Raw genomic sequence first — 26,297 nt, 5'->3', positions numbered from 1 at the left:
CACTGGCAAGCGCCTCGATAGACGTGGTAGCTTTCTTCATGGTGTTGCTCTCCATTCAGGATTGAACACCCCGAGCCTACGGCTCGAGGAGAGCAACGCCAACCTCACTCCAATTTTCTACATTGAGCGGGACATCCCCGGCAACGGAGCCGATACCATGTATGGCGGCATCGGCAACGACGACCTGATCGGAGCGGCTGGCAACGATTACCTGCAAGGCGACTCCGGGCTCGACACGCTGAATGGCGGCACCGGAAACGACACCATGGACGGTGGTGCCGATGCCGATACCTTCGTTTTCAACTCCGTGCTCAGCAGCGTCGACAACGTGGACACCATCAACAACTTCTCCGTGGCTGACGATCTGATCCAGATCGACAATGCCGTGTTCTCAGGCGGCGGGTTGGCTGCGGGAGCGCTTGGAAACGCCAAGTTCTTCATAGGCGCCGCCGCGGGCGATGCTTCAGACCGCATCATCTATGATTCCGTGACCGGCAATCTCTACTACGATTCCGATGGCACCGGCGGCAACGCACAGGTGCAGTTCGCCAAGCTGGCAGCGGGCCTCGCGGTGACAGCGGCCGATTTCGAAGTGATCTGACGAGAGTCAACGCGGGCCGCCGCCGCCGGGCGGCCAACAGCATTGAGAACAGAAGGCCGGGCCACGCGACGTGCCCCGGTCTTTTTCATGGTCGGTCGAGCACGCGCGCACAACTGGTGGACTTTAAACATGCCGCCGTGAATGGAGGCAGGGATGCGCCTGACTTACAGATCGTGCTTGGCGAGCCAGGTCCGCACGCGTTCGAGATCTGCTTCTGTCCAGTTTTCCGACTCGGTGACCGCGGCCCAGCCATCGAGATAGTGCTTGCCTGCATAGACGTGCCCGACTCCGCGTGGCGTCGTGGTTGCCGTCATCATGTCGCAGAGCAACTGGAGAAAGGTCACGACCGGCACCCATGCCAGTCTTGGCGATACATCGGGACCGCGCGGCTCAATCATCCAGGCCGGGCGGCGCCACAAGCTTGCCGTTTCGAAGAATGTGATGGGGTCCGAAGCGTATTGCAGATAGACCATTCTGACCGGTCCCCAGCCTGAACCCTGCAGGTTGAGAGCGTTCACCTGAGACGTGAACCGGAACAGTGAGCCATCGCGAAAACGCGGCAGCCAGGCGGGGCTGCTCTTGTCGCGCTGCGCGGTGACGTCATTCCAGGTGCGGCTCGCAAAGGGCGGGCCGACCCAGAGAGCGCCGTTGTAGGGATCGCCCACGATGTCGAAGAAGTCAGCAGAGATGTCGGAGTTCAACGAACCGAGGCTGAGACCGAAGAGATAGAGTTTCGGGCGCGTGTCACGAGGAAGGTTGCGCCAGTGACCGTAGACGCTCCGGAACACGGCTTGCGCCGTCTCGGCGCCATACTCGGGATTGACCAGCAGAGCGAGCCAGCTGGGCAGATAGGAATACTGGACCGAGACTGATGCGACATCGCCCCGGAGCAGGATCTCGACAGGGGCCATGCCCGAAGGATCGACCCAACCTGTGCCGGTCGGCGTGGCGATCACAACTGCCGCGCGCTCGAAGGCGCCGATGCGGATCATCTCGGCCAGGGCCAGTTCGGCCCGCTGCTGCGGATCCTCTCCCGAATTGAGACCGACATAGACGCGCAGCGGCTCGTTTGCGGCCTGTCCTGTGATGTCTGCGATATCAGCCTGGGCCGGCACCGTGGCAACGCGCTCGCGCCCTTGGGCGCCAAGGCTTTCCCATGACACGAGTGACGCTGGACTGCCTGTCTTGAAAGGATCGGCCGGGGCATTGAAATCGGGTGGGATCAGTGCATCGACCCTGCGGTACATGCCGTCGAGCACGCGGAATGCCCCGTTCACGAGAACGCCGTTCCCGATCATCCAGAACACGAGGCAGGCCGTGACAAAGCCGCCAAGATAGGCGATGCGCTGCGGCACCAGGCGGCCCATGCGCGCCGCCACGATGATCGTCGCTCGCCGGAAAAGGCGGGAGAAGAAGAGGATGATCACCATCACCGCAAGGCTCACGCCTGCAATGGTGAAGGGGCGCGCCGACTCGACCGGAGGCATCTTCATCACCTCATGAATGGCATTCTGCCAATCCGTGGCGCTGGACAGCCCATAGAGGATGATCAGGGCGGCGAGGACCATGGCCACACGGCTGATGATGCCATGATGCTGCTTGCCCGGTGCTGGCAGTTCCAGCCATGTCCACAGCACGCCCAGCAGCACGCCTGCGCCATAGAGGGCCGCGAAGGCCAGCCCCGCTACCACGCCCTGCAGCAGTCCGGTTCGCGGGATCAGGCTGGGTGACAGTGCCGCCAGAAAGGCGAGCGCGCCGAGAACGATTCCCAGTGGATGAAGACCGGAAAGCAGTGGCCTGTCGGTGAATGGGGCGGGCGACTGTGTCATGCTAACCTGGAACTGGAGTGCCTGTTCTGAAAATCAAGACTGTGCAGCGAACGGGTGAAGTGTCAATTGTGCTGGCGGAATCCGTCCGCGCGGAGGTCAAGGCGATCCTTCATATCTCTTTCGAAATGAAACGCCGGACCGCTTGACGCGGCCCGGCTTTCGTCAGGGGCTGGCCAATCAGACGATATCGAAATCGCTGCTGGAGAAGCCGCCAAGCGTTCCGTCGAGGGTGGCGATGAGGCGGCTGCCGGTTGCTCCGCCGCCGCTGCCGTTCACGTCGAAGAACAGTTCGCCCGTGTTCGAGTTGAGGATGAACCGGACCGCGCCCGTGCTGGCGAGGCCGGTGCCATTCACTTCCACCTGTCCGGCAGCAAGGGCCACGCCACCAGTGAGCCCGCCACCGAAAAGCGCGGCGTCGATCTCGAGCGAGTCCACCCCGGCCGCAAAGTCCCGGATTTTGTCGGCGCTGGACGCAAGATTCGACAGCACGAAGGTGTCGGCGCCACCGCGGCCGAAGAGCGTATCGACACTCTGTCCGCCGATCAGCCTGTCGTTGCCACCGCCGCCATCGAGCTTGTCGGCGTTGACGCCGCCATCGAGCACATCGTTGCCGGCGCCGCCCTTGAGCACGTTTGCAAGGTTGTCGCCGGTGAGCGTGTCGTTGAAGGATGAGCCCGTGAGATTCTCGATCGATTCGAGTACGTCACCCTGGGCATGACCGCCCGAGGCTGTGTCAGCTTCGAGGTTGACTGTCACACCGGCGTTGGAACCGGTGTAGTCAGCCGTGTCGGTGCCGCTGCCGCCCAGCAACTCGTCAGCTCCCCCCAGACCGCGCAGGATGTCATTGCCTGCGCCACCATCCAGAATGTTGACATTGTTCGTACCGGTGAGCTTGTCGTTGAACGCAGAACCAGTCAGGTTCTCGAAGCCGACGAAGGTGTCGCCGGCTGCATCGCCTCCCTTGGCCGTTCCTGTAAGGCTCACCTTAACGGCTGCGGACGAATTCTTGTAGGACAGTGTATCGATGTCACGTCCACCGGAGAGCGTATCGGCCCCCGCGCCGCCCTCGATGATGTCGTCGCCATCGCTTCCCTTGAGATCGTCGTCACCCAGCCCGCCCGACAGATCATCATCGGCGCTCAGTCCGGTGCCAATGTCGGCTCCGTCATTGCCAATGTACTTGATGGACCCGAATGTGGCCAGGAACGCATTTACATCGACACCCAATAATGCGCCGACAGCAGCCACGGCATCGACACTGAAGCCCGTCATGGTCGCATAGACGACTGCACCGTCAGTCAGTGTGGCACCGGTTGCCGTCCCGCCGAGGAAGCCAGCAAAGGACGGATTGGCAGGGTCGGCATAATTGAACGTGCCCTTGACGGTGAACTTGTCCCCGTTGTTGCCGATAATTGTGACGATCTTCGCCGTGAACTTCGCCGACTTGATGCTGCTGAGAATCGCTGTCGAGAAGCTGACGATGTCACTCCCGGCTGCTGTCTGAATTACTACGTTTCCTGCCATGTTCCGTTCCTCTGTTGATGTCTCAAAGTCTTGTCCCTCTGCGGCGACTGTAGCGGCGCGAATGTGGAAATGAAAGGGTTTGCGTTTTTCATACCGGGGGAGAATGGTCGTTCAACATGACGCTTTTGAACGGCAGCAACAGGAAGCTTTTCGTCTAGCGTCGCGGTAAACGCGGGAGGATCTCTTGGACCACGACATCATCAGCCACCTGAAGGCCGCACAGAACAACTCGATTGCCGCGACGTCCGGTGGCCCTCCGCAGCGCACCATCAATCCCTTCTTCGGCGTTGGCCCGATCACCGACATGGCCCGTGACGAGGCCGACAGCCGCATGATCCGCTTTGAATTCGAGCACTGGCTTGAGGCCAACTACCGCAAGCTGGACGACATGGGCCGCGATGTGGGGTCCTTCACGGCTGCCGAGATCGGGCGGTCGATGCACCGCGGCTATCCGGCTGATAAATTCCTGCTCGACATGATGCGCGAGATCCACCGCTATTTCGAGTTTCCGAAATCCAACCGCATGGCCGTCGGGCTGGGCGGCGGGCATTCCGGTTTCACGGTCTGCGCGCTGCATTTCCTCACCGTGAACGATACCGCCCAGCACGTATACGTCGATACACCGGCGCCTGAATCCGAGCCCGCCAAGGCATCGGGTTTCTTCCGTCAGAGCTGGGGTGCACAAATTGTTGAAATGATGCGCTACGCCAGGAGCGGCGATGAATCGCGCATCCACTTCGCCAAGGCGGAAGGCGGCATTCCCTCCTCCGACCTGCTGGAGCGCATGGGCATCAAGGTGTTCTTCGGCGTCGGCCACGAGACGACCGGCGCCACGACATATTCCAAGGCGGACATCCTCAACCTGCTCGACTGGATCGACCGGAACCCCGCCGAGCACCATGCGGTGCTGGATGCCACCTCGATGCTGGGGGCAATGCCGTGGGGGCCGGAGATCGTCTCGCAGGTGATGAGCAAATGCTGCCTGTTCATGCCGTTCCAGAAGGCCATCGGCGGCGTCTCCGGTTACTTCCTCGTGTCGTTCACGCCGCAGGCGCTGGCGCTGGTGGAGGAAAACCAGAAGAAGCCGTCATGGGCCATTCCCCGGCAGTTGAAGCTTGCAGCACCCGCCGATCCCAAAATGCCGCTCAGCGGCGAGCGCAGCGTGAAGCTGGGACCGATCTATGATCCCGAACTGAACAAGATGCTGGGCGGCGTCATCAACACGTTCTCGACGCTCGCCTTCGCGGAGACGACCTTCGGATTGTTGCGGGTCGAAAAGAAGATCGGCCCGGTGGCTGAAATGAACCGCCGCTCGGAAGCCAACCGCGCGGCCATCAACGAATGGATGAGCAATTCGAGCCTGCTGGAACTCGGCGTCACCAGTGCGGAGCACCGCGGCGCCGCCGTCACGCTGATCAAGGTCAAGGATGCCGCCGTCACGGACCCGGCCATCCATGCCCGCATCATCGCGCGCTCGAAGCAGCTTCTGTCCTATGACGGCATCACTCATCCGAACGGCGAGCATGAAAGCGGTCTCGATGTTGCTCGCTATGTGAATGCCTTCCCCGGAACCCCTGGCGACTACCGCGCCTGGATCGGCGGCATCAGGCCGGTGGAAGACATCACGGCCCTGCTCGACAATCTGAAATATGCCTATCACCGCGCCCGCATCGTGGTGATGGAAGAGGAACTGGCGCGGCACGGCATCAGCTTCCCACCCGCGCCGTCAGCCTCCGATCGCGTGCGGAAGGACGACCCGAACCGGGCCTACAAGGTTCTGGTCTGCGATTTCATCGGCCTCAAGTTCGGCCCGGATGGCAAGCCGGACCACTCCGCCGTGAAGGCCCATGTCGAGGCGCATGGCGGCGTGTTCCACGACGGCGCTGCGGCGGACGCCGGCAAGCTGGAGAAGGGCAAGATCCACTTCTTCTATCAGCCGCACCTGTCGAAGCCGGATGAGATCCGTCCGTTAACGGACAAGGGCCAGTACGATGCCGTGATCGCGGCGGCGACATTCCTGCCGAAGGAAGGCGTCTTCGCCCATGGCGGCGTGCGCATCGGTGCGGGCACCGGCAACATGGGATCGGCCTCCTGGGGCGGCGGCAACGGCGAAGGCGGTGAAGCGCCGCTGATGAACACGCCATCGTTCAACAGCCGCGCCACGGCTCAGATGGCCTTCAAGGCCCTGCTGAAAGTCTGCCCCGACCTTCCCGTCGAAGAAATGCACCGGCGCACGGCGGCTGGCGCCTTCGACACGGGCCGCGACCTCAAGGACTTCCCCACGGAGAAACTCGAGGGAAAGCGCCTCGGCATCATCGGCTACGGCAATATCGGGCGCGAGATGGCGAAGCTGGCACAGGCCTTCGGCATGACGGTTGCCGTCCACGCACGCCCGCGCCACCGCGAATGGATCGAGTCCGAAGGCTTCGACTTCGCAGCGGCGCCGGAAGACGCCGCGCGTGGTGCGGATGTGATTTCAGTTCACACGGGTCTGGGGCCGCTCAATGCGGCAACAGGCAAGTTCGCCAATGCCAATGTGGTGAATGACGCGGTTCTCGCCGCACTCAACGATGGTGCCATCGTCATCAACTACGACCGCGGCGAATGTGTCGATGCCGGTGCCCTTGATGCCGCGATGGCGAGCGGCAAGGTGCGTCATGCGGCAATTGACGCGGATCTCTTCGTCAACGCGGATACCGGCGCCGTCTCGGGTCCAATGGCGCCCTACCTGCCGCTCGCGGAGAAGTATCCCGGACGCATCGAACTCCTCCCCCATGCGGCGGCCGACACGGAGCATGTCTCGCGGGTCGAAGGCGCCAAGCAGGCCGTGAACCAGATCATGGATGCCATCCGCTACAGGGAGGTCGTCAACCTCAAGGGCGACCTTCCGGAGGGATATTCAGTGGGCGGAGCAATGACGGTAGCGGGCGTTGGCAGGTGTTCCGGCCAGACCATTGCGCGGGCGCTCGACGGCACGGCCGATGTCAATTCAGCGCGGGCGGGTGCAGAGGCCATGGCGGCGATCTGGGGAGCACTTGCCACAGCCGACACGGACGAGCGCCGCCAGATGCTGATCGAACGCCATGGCGCGGCACTGGTGAAGAGCTTCAACCAGTATGCCACGCTGATGCGGAAGCTGGGGATCGAGGGGCCCTATACCTGAGGCAGGGCCTTCTCGACGAGCCTTGCCCAGAAGGCGGGGCCCGTCACCAGAAGCGCATCGTTGAAATTGTAGCCTGGGTCGTGAAGCATCGGCCCCGGCCCTGCGCCCAGCCCAAGGTAGCATGACGGCACGACTTCCTGCATGTAGGCGAAATCTTCCGAGAACATGAAGGGGCCGCGCATGTCGACCTTCGCCGGGTCCTGCCCCATGCCGAGCGCAACGTCGCGCACGAGTGCGGCTTCGGGCGCTGTGTTGGTGCCTGCCGGATAGCTCCAGCTTTCGCTGCCGAAATCGACTTCCGCGGTGCAGCCGAAGGACTTTGCCTGTGACGCGGCGAGTTCACGGATGCGGCCGAGGATCATGTCGCGCACCGGCTTGCTGCAGGTCCGCACGCCGACCAGAAGCTTGACCTCCTCTGGGATGACAGTCGCCATCGAGCCGCCATTGATCGAGCCGACGGTGATCACCGCCGGGTCATGGGGATCGAGATTGCGCGATAAGATGGACTGCAACGCCAGAACGAGGCTCGACGCAGCCACAATAGGATCGATCGCCTTGTGAGGAACAGCGCCATGGCCGCCCACGCCCCGCACGGTAATGCCAGCAATGTCGACGGCCGCCGTGATCGGGCCGGGCCTCACCAGAATCTGTCCAAATTCCTCGCCCGGAAGATTGTGAAGGGCATAGACCGCGTCACACGGAAAGCGCTTGAACAACCCGTCCTCGATCATCCGCAGCGCGCCACCTTCGTCTTCCTCCGAGGGCTGGAAGATGAGGTGCACGGTGCCGTCGAAGCGCTTCGTCTCGGCAAGATAGCGCGCAAGGCCCAGCAGCATCGTCGTGTGGCCGTCATGGCCGCAGGCGTGCATCTTGCCGGGGAACTTCGAAGCATAGGGCAGGTTGGTCTGTTCCTGGATCGGCAGGGCATCCATGTCGGCGCGGATGCCGATGGTGCGGCGCGACGAGCCGTTGGTCAGCGTGCCGACAACGCCCGTCTTGGCGATGCCTGTTGCGACCTTGAAGCCAAGGCGTTCCAGTTCCTGCGCCACGACGCCCGCCGTTCGGACTTCCTCGAACAGCATTTCGGGATGCGCATGGAGATCGCGGCGGATGGCAGTGAGTTCCGCCTGATGCCTTTTCAGAATGTCTTCGATCATCGCTTCTGGGGTACCATCTTTTCGATAAAGCTGAACGCGTAGACGATCAGGAAGGTCAAGGACATGTAAATGACTGCGAGCAGCATCAGGGGTTCGAAGATGCGGAATGTGTCCTGCCTGATCTTGGATGTGACCCCCATGAGATCCATGACGGTCACGGTGAAGGCAAGCGGAGTCGACTTGAGCTGCAAGACCGTTTCGCCCGCGAGTGTGGGCAACACCAAGCGGACCGCGCGCGGGAACCAGACGCGCGTCAACACCTTCCATGGCGACATGCCAAAGGCCCGGGCGGCTTCCAGCTCGCCACGCGGCACGCCCAGGAATGCGCCGCGCATGATCTCGCCCTCATAGCCAGCGAAGCTCAGCGTGAACGCCAGCACCGCATAGTAGAAGGCATCCAGCCGGATGAGCCACATGAAGTTCTCTTTGAAACCCGGAAAGGCGAGGCCGATCTGCGGGAAGAGAGAACCGAGGCCGTAGTAGATGAGCCAAAGCTGCACGAGCAGCGGCGTGCCGCGTATGACAGTGCAGAAGGCCTTGGCTGCCCAGGCGAGCGGCGGCGGACCAGTGACCTGCACAAGCCCGATCGGTATTGCCAGCAACCCGCCCAGGACGACCGAGAGAACAAGCAACTGGATGGTGAGCCACAGTCCCTTCAGAAGAAGGGGAAGGTAGTTCGGCAGCCACGACCAAACCGAATGGAAGAACAGCCAATAGAGAATCAGGACGCCGAGAGTAAGCAGCGCTCCATAAATCAGGGTTTTCGCGACAAGCTTGAGGGCGTTGATGCTCATGGCCACGACCTCAAGTCAGCACCCGCTGGCCGCGGCGAACGCGCCTCTCGAGCCAGCCGAAGCCTTGCTGCGAGATGAGCGTTATGAGGAGATAGATCCCCCCGGCCATCAGGAAGAAGGTGAAATACATCTTCGTGTTGCCAGCGGCCTGGCGCGTGGCGAGCGTGAGCTCGGTGTAACCGACGACAGCGAGAAGCGCCGTGTCCTTGGTGACGATGAGCCAGAGATTGGCGAGCCCCGGAATGGCGAAGGGCAACAGGGCAGGAAGCGTGATCCGGCGGAACTGGAGAAACGGAGACATGCCATAGGCGCGCGCGGCCTCGATCTGGCCAATGGGAATGGCCTGAATTGCGGCTCGAAGAACTTCCGTTGAATAGGCGCCCTGGACAAACCCCAAAACGCATACGGCGGCGATGAAGCCATTGATGGCAATTGCGCCGAGCCCGAGCGACTCCAGCAACACGTTCAGCGCCGACGTGCCGGCGTAATACAAAAGCAGTATGAGGATGAGTTCCGGCACTGCCCTGACAAGCGTGGTGTAGCCGTTCAAGACCTTCTTTGTCAGGTCGCTTCCACCGAGCTTGCCGAGTGCGCCGGTGATGCCGATCAGCAGGCCCAGCACATAGGCCAGAACGGCGATGCTGATACTCATCGCCGCGCCCCACAGCAGTTCGTCGCCGTAGCCCGTGGGACCGAAGGACAGGATTTCAGGAAAGCCGGGTTTGTCTGCCATGATGCCCCAAACGAAGTGGGCCCGCTGCTTTCGCGGCGGGCCCCTGTCAGTCTACTTGCCACCGCCCGGCGTGATCATCTTCCCCACAAGATCCGGGTACTTCGCGGTGATCTCATCGAACTTCTTGGCTGTTGCCAGTTCGGCGATCGCCGCATTCAGCTTGTCCTTGAGGGCGGTGTCTTCCTTGCGGATGCCGCCGCCGACGCCTTCGCCGAGGATTTCCGGATCGTCGGCCACCTGGCCCTTGAGCTCGCAGCAGGCGGTGCCCTGCTCCGTCTTCAGGAAGGCGTCGAGGGCCGAGCCGTCGGCCTGCACATAGTCGAGACGGCCGGCAGCGAGATCGTTGTTGGCCTCGTCCTGCGTGGCATAGGTCTTGAGCTCGGCGCCCGCGGCCGCATAGTACTTCTGCAGGTACTTCTCGTGGATGGTCGAAACCTGAACGCCGATAACCTTGCCCTTGAGGTGGTCGGGCGTGATGTCGAGGTCGCCGGTCTTGGCGCCGATGATCACTGTCGGCGTGTTGTAGTACATATCGGTGAAGTCGATGGTCTGCTTGCGCTCGCCGGTAATCGACATCGAGGACCAGATCACGTCGATCTGCTTCGAGGTGAGGGCCGGGATGATGCCGTCCCACGCCACTTCAACCAGTTCGCACTTCTCGTTCATCTGTGCACAGACGGCATTCATCAGGTCGATTTCCCAGCCGACCCAGGTGCCCGACGCATCCTTCGAGGAGAAGGGCGGATAGGGCTCGGCGGCGACGCCGAACTTGATGTCAGCCATGGCGGGCGCACTGCCAGCCATCATGGCGGCAGCTGCGGCTGCGAATACGAAACGGCGCGTAAACTTCATCTGGTTCTCCCTGTGTTTTCCGGTGGGCTTGTGCCCGCCGTGATGATGAAAGCTAAACATAATTGGTTGATGCCGCCAACTCAGGAATGAAGGGCGGACACGAACTGGCGGCAGCGGTCGCTCTTCGGCGCGCCGAACACCTGGGCTGGCGGGCCTTCTTCCTCAATAATACCCTTGTAGAGGTAGATGACGTGGCTCGACACGTCGCGTGCAAACTTCATCTCGTGCGTCACGAGGATCATGGTGCGGCCCTCTTCCGCAAGGTCACGGATGACCTTCAGAACCTCGCCCACGAGTTCGGGATCGAGCGCGGACGTGGGCTCGTCGAACAGCATCACCTTGGGATCCATGCACAGCGCCCGCGCAATCGCCGCGCGCTGCTGCTGGCCTCCCGACAGGAAGGCGGGATACTGGTCGCGCTTATCGTAGAGGCCGACCTTGTGCAGCAACCTCTCACCACGCTCGATGGCCTCGGCCCTGGGTACCCCCAGCACATGGACCGGCGCTTCGATGACATTCTGCATCACCGTCATGTGCTGCCACAGGTTGAAGCTCTGGAAGACCATGCCGAGCCGGGTGCGGATCCGTTCAAGCTGGTGGCGGTTCGACGGATGCAGGTTGCCGTCCTTGTGGCGCGTGAGGGCGACCTGCTCGCCGGTCACCTCGATCTCGCCCGACGTCGGCATCTCGAGGAAATTGATGCAGCGGAGGAAGGTCGACTTGCCGGAGCCGGATGCCCCGATCATGGAGACCACATCACCTTCCTTCGCCTGCAGGGACACGCCCTTCAGGACCTCGAGTTCGCCGAAGCGCTTATGCAGATCGTTTACCCTGACCGCGACCGCGCGGTCGCCGTTTGCCTGCGTTGCAGCTTTCGCCACGCCGTTACTCCCCGATAGGCCGGTTCGGCCCTTGTTCTTATGGGGGGTAGAATAACAAGAAAACCGGCAACTGCAATTGAGCAGTTTGCCGGTTTTTCACGCCTCGTGCCGTCAAATTGACCAGCCGCACCGTCAGTCGGTCTTGGCCTTCGGCTTGCGCCTGGGCGCCGCCTTCTTCGGTTCTGACCCCTTTTCCGCCTTGGCGCGCGGCAGGGCCTTGCGTTCGACCGCCTTGGGCAGAACCTTTTCCTCGTCACGGCCGAGATAGTCGAAGTGCAGCGCATCATCCTTCAGCAGGATGCGCACGGTGCCGCCCTTCGACAGCTTGCCGAACAGAACTTCCTCGGCCAACGGCTTCTTGACCTGTTCCTGGATGACACGGGCCAGAGGACGCGCGCCCATGGCGTTGTCGTAGCCCTTCTTCGCCAGCCAATCGGCTGCTTCCGAAGACAGTTCGATGTTGATCTGGCGCTCGGAGAGCTGGGCTTCGAGCTGCAACACGAACTTCTCGACGACCTTGCGGACGACTTCCGGCGGCAGATGGCCGAAGGGAATGACCGCATCGAGACGGTTGCGGAACTCCGGCGTGAACAGCCGCTGGATCGCTTCCATGTCGTCGCCCTCGCGGACGCTGGAGCCAAAGCCGATGGCGGCGCGGGCCATGTCCTGCGCGCCGGCGTTGGTCGTCATGATGAGGATCACGTTGCGGAAGTCGACCGACTTGCCGTTGTGGTCCGTCAGCTTGCCGTGGTCCATCACCTGCAACAGGATATTGTAGATGTCCGGATGGGCCTTCTCGATTTCATCGAGCAGCAGCACCGAATAGGGATGCTGGTCGATGCCGTCGGTGAGCAGCCCGCCCTGGTCGAAACCGACATATCCGGGAGGCGCGCCCAACAGCCGCGAGACGGAGTGGCGCTCCATGTATTCGGACATGTCGAAGCGGAGCATGTTGACGCCCATGACCTCGGCGAGGCGCTTGGCAACCTCGGTCTTGCCGACGCCGGTGGGGCCGGAGAAGAGATAGCAGCCGATGGGCTTTTCGGGCTCGCGGAGGCCAGCACGCGCCAGCTTGATCGATGAGGCGAGCGCCTCGATAGCCTTTTCCTGGCCGAACACCAGGCGCTTCAGTTCCAGTTCAAGGTTCTTCAGTACCGAGGCATCGTCCTTCGACACCGTCTTGGCCGGAATGCGGGCCATGGTGGCGATTGTGGCTTCGATCTCAGGGACACCGATGACCTTGAGGCGCTTGCCCTCGGCCACCAGCATCTGCGATGCGCCGGTCTCGTCGATCACGTCGATGGCCTTGTCGGGCAGCTTGCGGTCGGCCATGTAGCGGGCCGATAGTTGCACCGCCGTCTCGATCGCGTCATCGGTGTAACGGACCTTGTGGAACTCCTCGTAGTAGGGCTTCAGTCCCTTGAGTATCTCGATGGCATCCGGGATCGACGGCTCGTTCACGTCGATCTTCTGGAAGCGGCGGACCAATGCGCGGTCCTTCTCGAAATGCTGGCGGTATTCCTTGTAGGTGGTCGAGCCGATGCAGCGGAGCGCGCCATTGGCGAGCGCCGGCTTCAGGAGGTTCGAGGCATCCATGGAGCCACCTGACGTGGCGCCCGCACCGATCACCGTATGGATTTCGTCGATGAACATGATGGCGCCGGGGCGGGATTCGATTTCCTTCACGACCGCCTTAAGGCGTTCCTCGAAATCGCCGCGATAGCGGGTTCCGGCGAGAAGTGCGCCCATGTCGAGCTGATAGACCGTGCAGTTCAGCAGCACTTCCGGAACATCGCCATTGATGATCTTGCGGGCGAGCCCCTCAGCGATGGCGGTCTTGCCGACACCCGGATCGCCCACGAACAGCGGATTGTTCTTCTGGCGGCGGCAGAGGATCTGGATGGTGCGGCGCACTTCCGGCTCACGGCCGATCAGCGGATCGACCTTGCCCTCGGCGGCCTTCTTGTTGAGATTGATACAATAGGCGTCGAGCGCATCGCCGTCGCCCTTCTTCTTGGCCGACGTGCCTTCCTCGTTGTTCTCGGCGTTGCCTGAGGCGCCCTGCTGGTCCTGGTCGACGCCGCGCACGGGCCGCGTCTCGGACAGGCCCGAGCGCTTGGCAATGCCGTGCGAAATGTAATTCACCGCGTCATAGCGGGTCATGTCCTGCTCCTGCAGGAAGAAGGCGGCATGGCTCTCGCGCTCTGCGAAAATGGCGACCAGCACGTTGGCGCCGGTCACTTCCTCGCGGCCAGACGACTGGACATGGATGACGGCGCGCTGGATGACACGCTGGAATCCGGCTGTCGGCTTCGAATCCTCGCGGTCAGCCGCGATCATCTGGCCCAGTTCGGTGTCGATGTAGGTGGTCAGGCTGCGGCGGAGCACGTCGAGATCGACGTTGCAGGCCTTCATCACCGCGGCTGCGTCCTTGTCGTCGGTGAGAGACAGAAGCAGGTGTTCGAGCGTCGCGTATTCGTGGCGGCGTTCGTTGGCCAGTGCAAGGGCGCGGTGGAGCGCCTTTTCGAGACTGCGGGAGAATGTCGGCATGGCCTATTCCTTTTCCATCGTGCACTGGAGGGGATGCTGGTGGTTCCGGGCGAAATCCATGACCTGGGTCACCTTGGTCTCCGCCACTTCAAACGTATAGACACCACATACGCCAACGCCCTTCTGGTGGACGTGCAGCATGATGCGGGTCGCCTCTTCGCGTCCCTTGCCGAAAAACCGCTCAAGCACGTGCACGACGAATTCCATCGGTGTGTAGTCGTCGTTGAGCAACAGAACCTTATAGAGAGAAGGCTTCTTCGTCTTCGTCTCAGTCCGGGTGATGACACCCGTCTGATTGTCGTCCTTGTGAACAGGCTGCTTCGGCATGGCTCAAGTATATAGTTGCTTCGCAGCGAAATGGGAGGGTCTTTTCACGGCCAAATTGGGACGGTGCCGCGCAAGCCGCGCACTGCCGTGCGGCAACAGGCCGGAATCACCATGTTTCCCTGCTGTTTTCAGAGACTGCCGCTGGGCATTGCCCGCGCCGGGAGGCCAACTCTCAACCGGCGTCGTGGGGCCGCTCGGAAACGGACGGCCTGCTCAAGAAATATTCAAGGGGCGGAAAATCTCCCGCCCCATTGTTTATCGAGTCCGGATCAGGCCTTGGTGCGAGCCTTCGGAGCAGCCTTCTTCGCAGCGGCAGCAGGCGCCTTGGATTTCGGCTTGGCAGGAGCCTTGACGGTTGCGGCAACGGCCGGCTCAGCGGCCTCGGCGTTCACCAGTTCAAGCGCCTTGAACCAATGGCTCTCGGCGCGGCCTTCCGGCATGCCTTCCTCGATCCAGAGTGAGTGCGCGATGGCGCGGACACGGTCTTCGACGAGGACGGAGAGAGTGGTCATGTGAATCACCTTTGTTGGGGTGATTCTCACTATGCCAAGAATTTGTGCAATGCAATAATCGTTTCGCGCTGCATCAAATTTTGACCAGACGTTCCAGATTTCAGAAGCCGGGCAGCTGGATGCCATAGGCCACGGCGGCGGCAAGAGCTGCGGTCGAGGTGATCTCATAGGCGAGATACAATCCGCCGATCTTCAAGAACTTCCTTGCCATCTGTTCCTCCGTGGGACACTGCGGTCCGTCTGAACAGAACGTTGCAGATGGCGTGCCATGGCAGGACGGCGGATCAGCGGGAGAGTTCCAGCAGCCTCAGGGTGATCGGGTGTTCAGGTTGGGCGAACCCCGCCGGGACCGAGAAATGGTTTTCGCCCGGCACCACTTCGTAGCGGCATGGCAAGCCGAGGCCCTCCCAGGCTGCGGCTAGTGACCGGGCCTGGCGCAGGAATTCAAAGCTTTCCACCCCGCCCACCCAACTGTCGAAGGGCAGCTGGTTCGGCATCGGCCAGAGTAGAGGACTTGCCGCCAGGGCATCAATCGGCGTGAGTCGCAAGTCAGCGTTGTGCGTGGTCGCCATCAACGGCCGAAGGTCGAACACGCCGCTCAGGCTGAAACACGCCTGCACCAGATCGGCACGGGCGCCATAGCCCGACCAGTCGGTTGCAGCCATGCAGGCCGCCAGGTGGGCGCCAGCCGAATGCCCCGTCACCAGCAGCCTGCGGCCATGTTCGCGCGCAAGGAAAAGGCAACATTGTCGGATTTCATCGATGATGCCGGGAATCGTCACTGCCGGGCAGAGGGAGTAGCTCGGCACCGCGACAGTGAGCCCATGGGCATTTGCACCCGCCGCCATGTGGCTGAACACCGACTTGTCGAAGGACCGCCAATAGCCGCCGTGGATGAAGACCACGAGTGGGCCACCGGCATCGGTTTCCGGATAGAACATGTCCAGCCGGTTGCGGTCGTGTGCGCCATAGGCGATGTCGAGGTCGTTGCGGGAGCTGTCGCGATAGGCTTTTGCATCGCGGTGCCAGTCGATGATGATGCGGGGATGATCCGGCACCATCGCGCGGTTGTTGTACTCGTCATCGATTGTCATGGATTCACCGGCTGTCAGAGGAACGAGAGTGCTGCCGCGCCATGGGCGGCGCGGAGTTGTGCGATATCGATGTCGACGGGCCATCCATCGATGACCTTCCATTGGCCTGCCACCATGACGCGATCCGCCCTGTGGGCGCCACAGAGCACAAGGGCGGCGATGGGGTCGCCCGCGCCTGAAAACCGCAGTTCGTCCAGCGTGAACAGCGCAAGATCGGCCTGCTTGCCGACTGCAATCTCGCCGATGTCGGAGCGGCCCAGGCATCGGGCCGAGCCTTGCGTGGCCCAACGCAGTGCATCGAGGTGGGTCACCGAGGCATCATAGGTCAGGCGGTTGATCATCAGCGCGTGGCGGACGCCTTCCATCAGGTTCGAAGAGTCATTGGAGGCCGACCCATCGACGCCCAGCCCGACAGGTGCGCCCGCAGCCTCAAGTTCACGCGTGCGGCACTGGCCCGAGGCGAGCATCATGTTCGAGGTGGGGCAATGGCAGACCCCTACTCCGTGACGGCCGAGGCGTTTCACGTCACTTTCCGAGAAGTGAATCCCATGGGCGAGCCAGGTGCGATCGTTGAGCCAGCCGACATTCTCCAGATAGTCGAGCGGACTCATGCCGAACATGGACTTGCAGAATTCGTCTTCGTCATGCGTTTCGGCCAGGTGCGTGTGCAGGCGGCAGTCGTGTTTCTCGGCCAGTGCGCCACATGCGGTCATCAGGGACTTGGTGACCGAGAACGGCGAGCATGGCGCGAGGGCAATCTGGATCGCCGCCCCCTCGCCCCGCTCATGATACTTGGCAATGACGCGCTCGCAGTCCGCGAGGATCTCATCCTCGTCTTGCACCACCGAATCGGGCGGCAATCCGCCGTCCTTCTCCGACAGGTTCATGGAACCGCGCGTCACCGTCATGCGGATGCCGAGTTTCCGCGCCTCCTCCACTTGAATGTCCATCGCGTCGTCGAGGTCTGACGGAAACAGGTAGTGATGGTCCGATGTCGTGGTCACGCCTGACATCAGGAGTTCGGTCAGCGCCAGCCTGGTGGCGATCCGCATCGAATCCGGCGTGAGGCGCGACCACACCGGGTAAAGCGCCTTCAGCCAGTCGAAAAGTTTCTTGTTGATGGCCTGAGGGTGCGCCCGCGTCAGCGTCTGGTAGAAATGATGGTGGGTATTGACCAGACCCGGCAGAACGACATGCCGGGACGCATCGAAGACCTCGTCGACGGGTGAGGACGGCCTTTGACCGACACGCAGAAGTTCAGCGATCCGCCCGTCACGCACCACAATTCCGCCTGCGCAGTCATCAGCCAGCACCGCAAGGGGAGTCTTGATGTGCAGGCTCGCCATTTAACCCCCTTTTACCCCCATAGGGGTTGAACTCCGCCCGGACTTCGGTTCACAATACATCGCACGGGCTGTGTGGTGCTGCCAACAGGCGCATCGTAACAAGAGCCCACAGGGAGAAAAGAACACATGACCTTCATGATGAAAGCGGTCGCGTCTCTTGCGGCGCTTGGCGCTGTGACCAGCCTCGCGTTGGCCCAGGAGATGAAAAAGGAAATCGGACCGGGCGAAGGCCAGGTCGATATCGTGGCATGGCCCGGCTACATCGAGCGCGGCGAAACCGACAAGGCCTTCGACTGGGTAACGGATTTCGAAGCCAAGACCCAGTGCAAGGTGAACATCAAGACCGCCGGCACGTCTGACGAAATGGTCGCGCTGATGAACGAAGGCGGTTTCGACCTCGTCACCGCCTCGGGCGATGCCTCGCTCCGCCTCATCTCGGGCAAGCGCGTGCAACCGGTCAATACCGACCTGATCCCATCGTGGAAAACGGTGGACGAGCGCCTGCAGTCCTCGCCGTGGCACACGGTCGGCGGCGTGCACTATGGCGTTCCCTACCAGTGGGGCGCCAACGTGCTGGCCTACAACACCAAGGTCTTCCCGGAGGCCCCCAAGAGCTGGTCAGTGGTTTTTGAAGAACAGAACCTGCCGGACGGCAAGTCCAACAAGGGCCGCGTCCAGGCCTTCGACGGACCGATCTACATCGCCGACGCGGCACTCTACCTGATGGCGAAGAAGCCCGAACTCGGCATCAAGGACCCCTACGAGCTGACCGAAGAGCAGTACAAGGCGGCCCTCGACTTGTTGCGCGCGCAAAAGGTGCTGGTCAGCCGCTACTGGCATGACGCGTTCATCCAGATTGACGACTTCAAGAACGAGGGCGTCGTCGCGTCGTCGTCATGGCCTTTCCAGGTGAACATCCTGCAGGCCGACAAGGCCGCGATGGAGAAGACCCCGATCGCTTCGACGATCCCCGAGGAAGGCGCCACGGGCTGGGCCGACACGACCATGATGCACGCCGATGCGCCGCATCCGAATTGCGCCTATATGTGGCTCGAGCACTCGATCAATCCGAAGCTGCAGGGTGACCTCGCAGCGTGGTTCGGTTCAGTGCCCTCGGTTCCCGCCGCCTGCACGGGCAATGCCCTTCTGACGGACAAGGGCTGCGAAACCAACGGCATCAAAAACTTCGAGAAGATCCACTTCTGGCGCACGCCCGTCGCCAAGTGCGAAAGCCAGTCAGCCGGCTGCGTGCCCTACTACCGCTGGGTCACAGACATGATCGCGGTGCTCGGCGGACGCTAATACCTTTACACATCTGTCTTCCCCGGGCTTGGCCCGGGGACCCACTCTTCAGCTCACGCGCCAGTTGAACCTTGGGTCGCCGGAACTCGTCCGGCGATGACTGCATAGGCGTATGGATAGTTCAAATGACCACTGCCGTCAGTTTTCAGCATGTCAGCCGACATTTCGGCACCGTGCGCGCCGTCGATGACGTTTCACTCGACATCGCGGAAGGCGAGTTCTTCGCCATGCTCGGCCCCTCGGGTTCCGGCAAGACAACCTGCCTGAGGCTGATCGCCGGCTTCGAGCAGCCATCGTCGGGCCACATCGAGATTTTCGGCGCGACCGCTGAGGGCGTTCCGCCCTATCGCCGAAACGTCAACACCGTCTTCCAGGACTATGCGCTGTTCCCGCACATGACGGTGCTGGACAATGTCGCCTACGGCCTGATGGTGAAGGGTGTCGACAAGGCCAAGCGCGACGCCAAGGCTGAAGAGGCTCTTGCCCTCGTCGCACTTCCCGGTTTTGGCGGCCGCCGGCCATCGCAATTGTCGGGCGGGCAGCGGCAGCGCGTGGCGCTCGCGCGCGCACTCGTCAACCAGCCCAAGGTGTTGTTGCTGGACGAACCGCTCGGCGCACTCGACCTCAAGCTCCGCGAACAGATGCAGGTGGAACTGAAAACCCTGCAGCGCAATCTCGGCATCACCTTCGTCTTCGTCACGCATGATCAGGGGGAAGCCCTCTCGATGGCCGACCGCGTTGCGATCTTCAACGACGGCAAGATCGTTCAGGTCGGCACGCCGGAAGACATCTACGAGCGGCCCGAAACGCGCTTCGTCGCAGATTTCGTGGGATCCTCGAACGTGCTGTCGCCGGACTTCTCGAAAGCCTCCGGCGGTGCCGCGCGCTGGTCGAGCCTGAGGCCGGAGAAGATCGCCATCGAACGCAGCGGCGCGATCCCCGCAGGCATGATGTCCGCCGTGGTGACCGTCCGCGCCGTGCATTATCAGGGTGCGGGGACGCGCCTCAACACGGTGACGGTCGACGGTTCAGCCCTCAATGTCATGGCGCCCTCCTCGCTCGGCAGGTTTGCGGACGGAGAGAAGCTGACGCTGCACTGGTCACCTGAATCCGTGCATGTGATGGGGCGCGAACGGTGAATACCTCCGCTGTCGCAGTCGTGAGTACCGAGGGCGGATTGTTCCGCCGCCTTTCGGACGTGCTGTTCCGCCATCCGCTCTGGCTCCTGATGCTCCTGCTGCTGCCGCCAATACTTTGGCTGGGCATCGTCTACCTCGGCTCGCTGCTGGCGCTGCTGCTGCACAGTTTCTATTATATCGACGAGTTTTCGGGCTTCATCGTCTACGAATTCACGCTCTCGACCTATGCCGAACTTTTCCGGCTTTCCAATCTCGACGTGATCATCAGGTCACTGGTGATGGCAGTATCCGTCACCATCGGTTGCGCCGTTCTGGCGTTTCCCATTTCCTACTATGCGGCCCGCTATGCGAAGGGGAAGTGGAAGGCCCTGTTCTACCTCCTCATCATGCTGCCGTTGTGGTCGAGCTACCTGGTGAAGGTCTATGCCTGGAAACTGATCCTCGCCAAGGAAGGCATCGTTAGCTGGTTTGCCGCACAGCTTCACCTGACATGGCTGCTCGACGCGATCCTCGCCATTCCGATTATCGGAGGTCCTTCGCTGTCGATCAGCTACCTCGGGACGTTCCTGGTCTTCTGCTATGTCTGGCTGCCCTACATGATCCTGCCGACGCAAGCTGCGCTCGAGCGCGTGCCGGGCAACCTGATCGAAGCATCAGCTGACCTGGGCGCGCATCCCCGTCAGACATTCCGGACGGTGATCCTGCCTTTGGCGCTGCCGGGCCTTATCGCCGGGTCGATCTTCACCTTCTCGCTGACGCTCGGCGACTACATCATCCCGCAGATCATCGGCAATTCGAGCTACTTCCTCGGACAGGCGGTCTATACGCTGCAGGGAACGGCGGGCAACATTCCACTCGCTGCCGCCTTCACCGTGGTGCCGATCGTGATCATGCTCATCTACCTCACCATCGCCAAGAAGATGGGAGCATTCGATGCGCTCTGATGGATTATCGCGCGCACCAACGGCGCTGAAGATCGCCGCATTCGGGGGCCTGCTGTTCCTGCATGTGCCGCTGCTGCTGATCTTTCTCTATGCCTTCACAACGGAGGAAAAGAGCTATCAGTTTCCGCCGCCGGGGCTGACATGGAAGTGGTTTGGCGTGGTGTGGGGGCGCCAGGACATCTGGGACGCCATGTGGCTGTCGGTGAAGGTCGCCAGCATCGCGACCGCGATTGCGCTGGTGCTCGGCACCTGCGCCGCGGCGGCCGTTTCACGCGCGAGGTTCTTCGGGCGTGACTATGTCTCGCTGCTGTTCATCCTGCCAATCGCGCTTCCAGGCATCATCACCGGCATTTCGCTCCGCTCGGCCTTCAGCATGATGGACATTCCGTTTTCCACCTGGACCATCGTTCTGGGCCACGCCACGTTCTGCATCGTCGTCGTCTACAACAATGCGCTGGCGCGCTTCCGGCGCACCAGCGGCAGCATGATCGAGGCCTCGATGGACTTGGGCGCCGACGGTTTCCAGACCTTCCGCCATGTGGTGCTGCCGCAGATCGGCTCGGCCCTGCTGGCGGGCGGCATGCTGGCCTTCGCCCTGTCGTTCGACGAGGTGATCGTCACCACCTTCACGGCAGGCCAGCAGGCGACACTGCCGATCTGGATGCTGAATGAACTGATCCGCCCACGCCAGCGGCCGGTGACCAACGTGGTGGCGATCTTTGTCATCGCCGTCACCTTCATCCCGATCCTCGCTGCCTATTACCTGACGCGCGAGGGAGAGCACACGGGCGGCTCCGGCAAATAGGTGGGCGCGGCCCCTATTTGGGGCCACCCACCACTTCGGCGAACTTCTCGAAAAACTGTGCCGAGAGCTGGCGCGCCGTCGGCTCGATGAAGCGCTGGGCGAGGCTGGCGATCTTGCCTGTCACCTGGGCATCGACGTCATAGCTGAGCTTGGTTCCCTCGGGCACATCCTCAAGCCGCACGTTGGCGCCACCCGTTGCGCCGCCCATCATGGACTTGCCCTCGCCCGCAATCCGGTACCCATTGGGGGGATCGAGATCGGACAGCGTCACGGCGCCTTTGAAGGTGGCCTTCACCGGTCCCATCTTGACCGTCACGCGGGCCGACATGTCGGTGTCGGAACTCTTGATGATCTCCTCGCAGCCCGGAATGCACTGACGCAGGATTTCAGGATCGTTCAACGCTTCCCACACCTTCTGGCGCGGCACGGGGATGATCACCTCGTCGGATAGGTTCATGTCGTCGTCCTCCCAAGTTTTCGGGCGATTATGCCGCCACGTCGCCGCGTTTCCACTGTTCCTTCGTCGCAGTCCGGAATTCCTCGAAGCGGCCTTCCGAGATGGCCTGCCTGATACCCTGCATCAGCGACTGATAATACGCGATGTTGGCCCATGACAGCAGCATCATGCCCAAGAGCTCACCCGAGCGGATGAGGTGATGGAGGTAGGCGCGCGAGTATTTCGACAGGGCCGGGCACGGATGCTCGGCATCCAGCGGACGATTGTCGGTTGCGTGCTTTGCATTCCGCAGGTTGATCTTGCCGAAGCGCGTGAAGGCCTGGCCATGGCGGCCGGAGCGGGTGGGCATCACGCAGTCGAACATGTCGATGCCGCGGGCGACCGATTCCAGAATGTCCTCCGGCGTGCCCACACCCATCAGGTAACGCGGCCGGTCCTTTGGCAGGTGCGGTTCGGTGAAGCCGATGGCTTCCAGCATCAGCTTCTGGCCCTCGCCCACGGCCAGGCCCCCGATGGCATAGCCCTCGAAGCCGATGGATTTCAGCCCCTCGGCACTCTCGCGGCGCAGGCGCTCGTTGATGCCGCCCTGCACGATGCCGAAATTGCCCCTGCCCGGCTGACGCCCGAAAGCCTTGCGGGAGCGGTCAGCCCAGCGGAGTGAGAGCTGCATGGCCTTCTCCGCATCCTTCTCGGTGTGCGGATATTCGAGGCACTGGTCGAGCTGCATCTGGATATCGGAGCCGAGCAGCCGCTGGATTTCCATGGCGCGTTCCGGCGAAAGCTCGTGCTTCTTGCCATCGATATGCGACTGGAACATCGCGGACTGCTCGGTGATCTTGCGGATCTTCGACAGCGACATGATCTGGAAGCCGCCCGAGTCGGTCAGGATCGGCCGCTTCCAGCCGATGAAATGATGGAGGCCGCCAAGCTTCGCCACCTCCTCCGCACCGGGCCTCAGCATCAGGTGATAGGTGTTGCCGAGGATGATGTCGGCGCCCGTTTCCTCAACCTGATCGAGGTAAAGGCCCTTCACGGTGCCGACGGTGCCCACCGGCATGAAGGCCGGCGTGCGGATGTCGCCATGGAGCGTGCGAACGGTGCCAAGGCGGGCAGCGCCATCGGTGGTGTGGAGCGTAAAGCCGAATTCAGCGGTTTTTGGTTCTGTCGTCATGACGCCGGGAATAGCAGGCTGGAGTCGCCATAGGAATAGAACCGATAGTCATTCGCGATGGCATGGGCATAGGCGGCCCGCATGCGGTCCAGCCCGGCGAAGGCCGAGACAAGCATGAAGAGTGTCGATTTCGGCAGGTGGAAATTGGTGACCAGCAGATCGACCGCCTTGAACCGATAGCCGGGCGTGATGAAAATGTCCGTCGTACCTGAAAAAGGTTCCAGCCCGGAGCTTTCCAGAAGCCGCAGCGACGTCGTGCCGACGGCCACGATCCGGCCACCGGCAGCGCGTGCGGCCTTGAGGCGCGCGCAGGTGTCCGCCGTCACCTCTCCCCATTCGGAATGCATCCTGTGATCGGCCGTGTCTTCGGCTTTCACCGGCAGGAAGGTTCCGGCTCCCACATGCAACGTAACGAATTCCGTCGATATTCCAGATTGTTGGAGTCGTTTCATCAAGTCCGGCGTGAAGTGTAGACCGGCCGTCGGCGCGGCGACGGCGCCTTCTTTCTCGGCATAGATGGTCTGGTAGTCGACGGCATCGCGCTCGTCGGTCCCGCGCTTTCCCGCAATGTAGGGCGGGAGCGGCATCTCGCCCACGGCGGCGATGGCCTCGTCCAGCACTGGCCCGGAAAAATCGAAGGCGAGCGTGATCTCTCCCGCTTCGCCCTTCTCCTCAACCGTTGCCTCCAAACCACCAAGAAGACACGCTTTTCCTTCCCGTCCGAATTGGATGCGGTCACCCGCTTGCAGCTTCTTGCCGGGCTTGGCGAAGGCCTTCCAGCGGTGACCATCGAGGCGCATGTGCAAAAGAGCTTCGATCTTCGGCGTGGTGCCCAGCCGTCCAATGCGGTGACCGGAAAGCGCCGCGGGAATGACCCGCGTATTGTTGAAGACGAGCACATCGCCCTTCCGCAGGAACTGCGGGATGTCATGGAAGACACGGTCTTCCAGACCATCAGGCTTCACGACCAGCAGTCTGGATGAGTCGCGAGGCGATACCGGGCGCAAAGCGATCCGCTCCGGCGGAAGCTCGAAATCGAAATCGGAAACGCGCATCAGGGCCCGGAACAGGACACCGGCCACACGCCGATGCCCGGCAGATGCAGTATCCCGCCCTTGGCATCCGCGTTCATGCCTTCCGCAGCTTTGTCCTCGAAGCCCTTGAAGACGCGGAGGCTGGCGACGACCCTGTTGATGTTGTCATCGGTGACGTCGATCCACACCTGGTCCGCCGTTTCGAAAGCCTGTCCAACCATGACCGGAATGGCGCCGGCCGTACCGGTGTTCGACCACTTCTGTCCGGCGGCTTCGATTTCGATCGAGTTGATGGAGATGACCGGCATCATGCCAAGCAGGACGCGGAAGGTTACCTTGTCGTCCCCGTCGCCGCAGTCCATCCATTCCGTGGCATGGGCGGGAAGCGCCATGCCCGAGACGAGAACCGCGGCGGCGAGAATTCTCTTCATGTTACTTTGCGTCGGCTGCGACCTGCATCTTGGCGATCTTGTCGGGCTCGCGCACCGGTTCGCCGCGCTTGATGCCGTCGACCACGTCCATGCCTTCCGTCACCTTGCCCCAGACCGTGTACTGACGGTCAAGGAATCCGGCATCGCCGAAGCAGATGAAGAACTGGCTGTTGGCCGAATCCGGGTTCTGCGAACGGGCCATCGAGCAGGTGCCGCGCACGTGCGGTTCCTTCGAGAATTCCTGCTTCAGGTTCGGCTTCTTGGAGCCGCCCATGCCGGTTCCGGTCGGGTCGCCGCCCTGTGCCATGAAGCCTTCGATCACGCGGTGGAACACCACATTGTCGTAAAAGCCTTCGCGCGCCAGGGACTTGATCTGGTTGACGTGGTTCGGAGCGAGGTCGGGACGGAGTTCGATCGTCACGCGGCCCTTGGGCTCGCCCTTGGCGTTTGCAATGTCGAGAATGAGAGTGTTTTCGAGATCGGCCATTATTGCACTGTAACCTTTGTCATCTTGTCGGGGTTTGCGGGCGGTTCGCCGCGTTCAATCTGGTCGACGCAGGCCATGCCCTTCTCGTCAACCTGACCCCAGACGGTGTACTGCCCGTTGAGGAAGCCGCCATCGGCGAACATCACGAAGAACTGGCTGTTGCCGGAGTCCGGGTCGCTGGAGCGGGCCATGCCGACCGTGCCGCGGCCAAAGTTCTCCTTGGAGAACTCGGCCTTGATGTCGGGCTCGTTCGAGCCGCCCATGCCGGTACCCGTCGGGTCACCGGTCTGGGCCATGAAACCGTCGATCACGCGGTGGAAGACGATGTCGTCATAAAAGCCCGACTTCGCCAGCTTGGTGATCTGCGCTACATGCTTCGGCGCCAGGTCGGCCCGGAGCGTGATGACGAAAGAACAGCCCTTGCTGGTCTCGACCTTGAGCTTCCCGGCGGCGAGCGCCGGTGTTGCGATGAGGCCCGCCGCGATTGCGGCCAGGGCCAGTTTCCTGATCATGGTGACTCCCATTGCTATCGTTGACGTTCTCCTGACGGCACCGCAACAAAATGTCAATGCGATGACGCGGAAGACGGCAAACCTGTCGATCAGGACGTCTTGAGCGCCCTTGCGACCACGTCCTGCGCTTCTTTCGGGATGAAGAGCGTGATGTCGCCGCCCATCTTCGCAATCTGCTTTACCAGGGACGAGGCGATCATGCGGGTGGCGGGAGACGCGGCGAGGAAGACGGTTTCGATATCGGGCGCCATTGCGCCGTTCATCTGGCCCATCTGGACCTCGTAGTCGAAGTCCGAGGCATCGCGCAGGCCGCGGATGATGAGGCCCGCATGATTGCGGCGGGCGGCATCGACGGCCAGTCCATCGAAGGTGACGACCACGATCTTGACGCCCGTATGCTCGGCGATAGGCCGCGTCACCTGTTCCAGCAGGTGGATGCGGGTATCAGCGTCAATCAGGGCCTGCTTGCCGTGGTGAACGCCTACGCCCAGCACAAGTTTATCGACCACGCGGGCAGCCCGCGCGATGATATCGAGATGGCCATAGGTGACAGGGTCGAAGGAGCCTGGGTAAAAGCCGGTGCGTGCCATGGCTTCATTTCTTACTCCCTGCCCCCTGCTGCCGCAACCTGTCAGGACCACTTGCTTTGATC

General features: G+C 62.0%; 24 protein-coding genes and 1 pseudogene. 6 read left to right on the top strand and 19 right to left on the bottom strand.

What is annotated here, in order from left to right:
- Window positions 1–601: pseudogene (locus ACEW8Q_RS08015) on the top strand (hypothetical protein); the annotation flags it as partial.
- A gap of 164 nt (window positions 602–765) precedes the next feature.
- Here the strand turns inward: ACEW8Q_RS08015 and ACEW8Q_RS08010 are convergent.
- Together ACEW8Q_RS08010 and ACEW8Q_RS08005 are read right to left on the bottom strand one after the other, a co-directional pair.
- Window positions 766–2,430 carry an alpha/beta hydrolase gene (locus tag ACEW8Q_RS08010; RefSeq protein WP_373503531.1) on the bottom strand — a complete coding sequence of 555 codons (1,665 nt, stop codon included), beginning with the start codon at window positions 2,428–2,430 and terminating at the stop codon, window positions 766–768.
- A 177-nt stretch (window positions 2,431–2,607) separates the two neighbouring features.
- Window positions 2,608–3,954 carry a calcium-binding protein gene (locus ACEW8Q_RS08005; RefSeq protein ID WP_373503530.1) on the bottom strand — a complete coding sequence of 449 codons (1,347 nt, stop codon included), beginning with the start codon at window positions 3,952–3,954 and terminating at the stop codon, window positions 2,608–2,610.
- Window positions 3,955–4,138: 184 nt separating this feature from the next.
- On the opposite strand from ACEW8Q_RS08005, the gene ACEW8Q_RS08000 reads away from it, so the two are divergent.
- Window positions 4,139–7,117: an NAD(P)-dependent oxidoreductase gene (locus ACEW8Q_RS08000; protein ID WP_373503529.1), complete on the top strand. Its 2,979-nt coding sequence runs from the start codon at window positions 4,139–4,141 to the stop codon at window positions 7,115–7,117.
- Here ACEW8Q_RS08000 and ACEW8Q_RS07995 read toward each other — a convergent pair.
- The 10 genes from ACEW8Q_RS07995 to ACEW8Q_RS07950 all read right to left on the bottom strand — a co-directional run bounded on the left by ACEW8Q_RS07995 (window position 7,108) and on the right by ACEW8Q_RS07950 (window position 17,363).
- Window positions 7,108–8,274, bottom strand: a complete 1,167-nt coding sequence (locus ACEW8Q_RS07995) for a M20 aminoacylase family protein (RefSeq protein WP_373503528.1) — start codon at window positions 8,272–8,274, stop codon at window positions 7,108–7,110. The two genes, ACEW8Q_RS08000 and ACEW8Q_RS07995, sit on opposite strands and share 10 nt — an antisense overlap.
- Window positions 8,271–9,068, bottom strand: a complete 798-nt coding sequence (locus ACEW8Q_RS07990; RefSeq protein WP_373503527.1) for an ABC transporter permease — start codon at window positions 9,066–9,068, stop codon at window positions 8,271–8,273. The genes ACEW8Q_RS07995 and ACEW8Q_RS07990 overlap by 4 nt, the downstream gene beginning before the upstream one ends.
- 10 nt (window positions 9,069–9,078) lie before the next feature.
- A complete protein-coding gene (locus ACEW8Q_RS07985; RefSeq protein ID WP_373503526.1) occupies window positions 9,079–9,801 on the bottom strand; it encodes an ABC transporter permease in 723 nt (240 codons plus the stop codon).
- Between the two features lie 51 nt (window positions 9,802–9,852).
- Window positions 9,853–10,653 (bottom strand): transporter substrate-binding domain-containing protein, encoded by an 801-nt coding sequence (locus ACEW8Q_RS07980; protein ID WP_373503525.1) that lies wholly within the window; start codon window positions 10,651–10,653, stop codon window positions 9,853–9,855.
- Between the two features lie 80 nt (window positions 10,654–10,733).
- On the bottom strand, window positions 10,734–11,534 hold the full coding sequence (locus ACEW8Q_RS07975) for an ABC transporter ATP-binding protein (RefSeq protein WP_373503524.1): 801 nt from the start codon (window positions 11,532–11,534) through the stop codon (window positions 10,734–10,736).
- Window positions 11,535–11,666: 132 nt separating this feature from the next.
- A complete protein-coding gene (gene clpA, locus ACEW8Q_RS07970; protein ID WP_373503523.1) occupies window positions 11,667–14,084 on the bottom strand; it encodes an ATP-dependent Clp protease ATP-binding subunit ClpA in 2,418 nt (805 codons plus the stop codon).
- Between the two features lie 3 nt (window positions 14,085–14,087).
- A complete protein-coding gene (gene clpS / locus ACEW8Q_RS07965) occupies window positions 14,088–14,411 on the bottom strand; it encodes an ATP-dependent Clp protease adapter ClpS (protein ID WP_373503522.1) in 324 nt (107 codons plus the stop codon).
- A gap of 269 nt (window positions 14,412–14,680) precedes the next feature.
- Window positions 14,681–14,923 carry a DUF2934 domain-containing protein gene (locus ACEW8Q_RS07960; RefSeq protein WP_373503521.1) on the bottom strand — a complete coding sequence of 81 codons (243 nt, stop codon included), beginning with the start codon at window positions 14,921–14,923 and terminating at the stop codon, window positions 14,681–14,683.
- 284 nt (window positions 14,924–15,207) lie between these two features.
- Window positions 15,208–16,017, bottom strand: coding sequence for an alpha/beta hydrolase (locus ACEW8Q_RS07955; protein WP_373503520.1), 810 nt, complete (start codon window positions 16,015–16,017; stop codon window positions 15,208–15,210).
- 14 nt (window positions 16,018–16,031) lie between these two features.
- Window positions 16,032–17,363 (bottom strand): 8-oxoguanine deaminase, encoded by a 1,332-nt coding sequence (locus ACEW8Q_RS07950; protein WP_373503519.1) that lies wholly within the window; start codon window positions 17,361–17,363, stop codon window positions 16,032–16,034.
- A gap of 126 nt (window positions 17,364–17,489) precedes the next feature.
- Here ACEW8Q_RS07950 and ACEW8Q_RS07945 point away from each other — a divergent pair, with 126 nt between their 5' ends.
- From ACEW8Q_RS07945 to ACEW8Q_RS07930, 4 genes are all read left to right on the top strand, one after another.
- Window positions 17,490–18,665, top strand: coding sequence for an ABC transporter substrate-binding protein (locus ACEW8Q_RS07945; RefSeq protein ID WP_373503518.1), 1,176 nt, complete (start codon window positions 17,490–17,492; stop codon window positions 18,663–18,665).
- A 125-nt stretch (window positions 18,666–18,790) separates the two neighbouring features.
- On the top strand, window positions 18,791–19,804 hold the full coding sequence (locus tag ACEW8Q_RS07940; protein WP_373503517.1) for an ABC transporter ATP-binding protein: 1,014 nt from the start codon (window positions 18,791–18,793) through the stop codon (window positions 19,802–19,804).
- Window positions 19,801–20,748: an ABC transporter permease gene (locus ACEW8Q_RS07935; protein WP_373503516.1), complete on the top strand. Its 948-nt coding sequence runs from the start codon at window positions 19,801–19,803 to the stop codon at window positions 20,746–20,748. Before ACEW8Q_RS07940 ends, ACEW8Q_RS07935 begins: the two co-directional genes overlap by 4 nt.
- A complete protein-coding gene (locus tag ACEW8Q_RS07930) occupies window positions 20,738–21,553 on the top strand; it encodes an ABC transporter permease (RefSeq protein WP_373503515.1) in 816 nt (271 codons plus the stop codon). Before ACEW8Q_RS07935 ends, ACEW8Q_RS07930 begins: the two co-directional genes overlap by 11 nt.
- Before the next feature lie 13 nt (window positions 21,554–21,566).
- Here the strand turns inward: ACEW8Q_RS07930 and ACEW8Q_RS07925 are convergent, their stop codons facing one another.
- The 7 genes from ACEW8Q_RS07925 to coaD all read right to left on the bottom strand — a co-directional run bounded on the left by ACEW8Q_RS07925 (window position 21,567) and on the right by coaD (window position 26,235).
- Window positions 21,567–22,010 (bottom strand): CoxG family protein, encoded by a 444-nt coding sequence (locus tag ACEW8Q_RS07925; RefSeq protein WP_373503514.1) that lies wholly within the window; start codon window positions 22,008–22,010, stop codon window positions 21,567–21,569.
- Window positions 22,011–22,038: 28 nt separating this feature from the next.
- Window positions 22,039–23,181 carry a tRNA guanosine(34) transglycosylase Tgt gene (gene tgt, locus ACEW8Q_RS07920; protein WP_373503513.1) on the bottom strand — a complete coding sequence of 381 codons (1,143 nt, stop codon included), beginning with the start codon at window positions 23,179–23,181 and terminating at the stop codon, window positions 22,039–22,041.
- Entirely contained in the window at window positions 23,178–24,236 is a 1,059-nt protein-coding gene (gene queA, locus ACEW8Q_RS07915) for a tRNA preQ1(34) S-adenosylmethionine ribosyltransferase-isomerase QueA (RefSeq protein WP_373503512.1), read from the bottom strand. Before queA ends, tgt begins: the two co-directional genes overlap by 4 nt.
- Window positions 24,236–24,646 (bottom strand): hypothetical protein, encoded by a 411-nt coding sequence (locus ACEW8Q_RS07910; protein ID WP_373503511.1) that lies wholly within the window; start codon window positions 24,644–24,646, stop codon window positions 24,236–24,238. The genes queA and ACEW8Q_RS07910 overlap by 1 nt, the downstream gene beginning before the upstream one ends.
- Window position 24,647: 1 nt before the next feature.
- A complete protein-coding gene (locus ACEW8Q_RS07905) occupies window positions 24,648–25,133 on the bottom strand; it encodes a peptidylprolyl isomerase (protein ID WP_373503510.1) in 486 nt (161 codons plus the stop codon).
- Window positions 25,133–25,645 (bottom strand): peptidylprolyl isomerase, encoded by a 513-nt coding sequence (locus tag ACEW8Q_RS07900; protein ID WP_373503509.1) that lies wholly within the window; start codon window positions 25,643–25,645, stop codon window positions 25,133–25,135. Before ACEW8Q_RS07900 ends, ACEW8Q_RS07905 begins: the two co-directional genes overlap by 1 nt.
- A gap of 89 nt (window positions 25,646–25,734) precedes the next feature.
- Complete coding sequence (gene coaD, locus ACEW8Q_RS07895) at window positions 25,735–26,235, bottom strand: pantetheine-phosphate adenylyltransferase (protein WP_373503508.1); 501 nt, start codon at window positions 26,233–26,235, stop codon at window positions 25,735–25,737.
- Between the last annotated feature and the right edge of the window lie 62 nt (window positions 26,236–26,297).

The organism is Aestuariivirga sp. (assembly GCF_041738905.1).
Classification (GTDB): domain Bacteria; phylum Pseudomonadota; class Alphaproteobacteria; order Rhizobiales; family Aestuariivirgaceae; genus Aestuariivirga.
The sequence above is the reverse complement of the archived record's forward strand: the minus strand, read 5'-3'. Positions and strand labels throughout refer to the sequence as shown.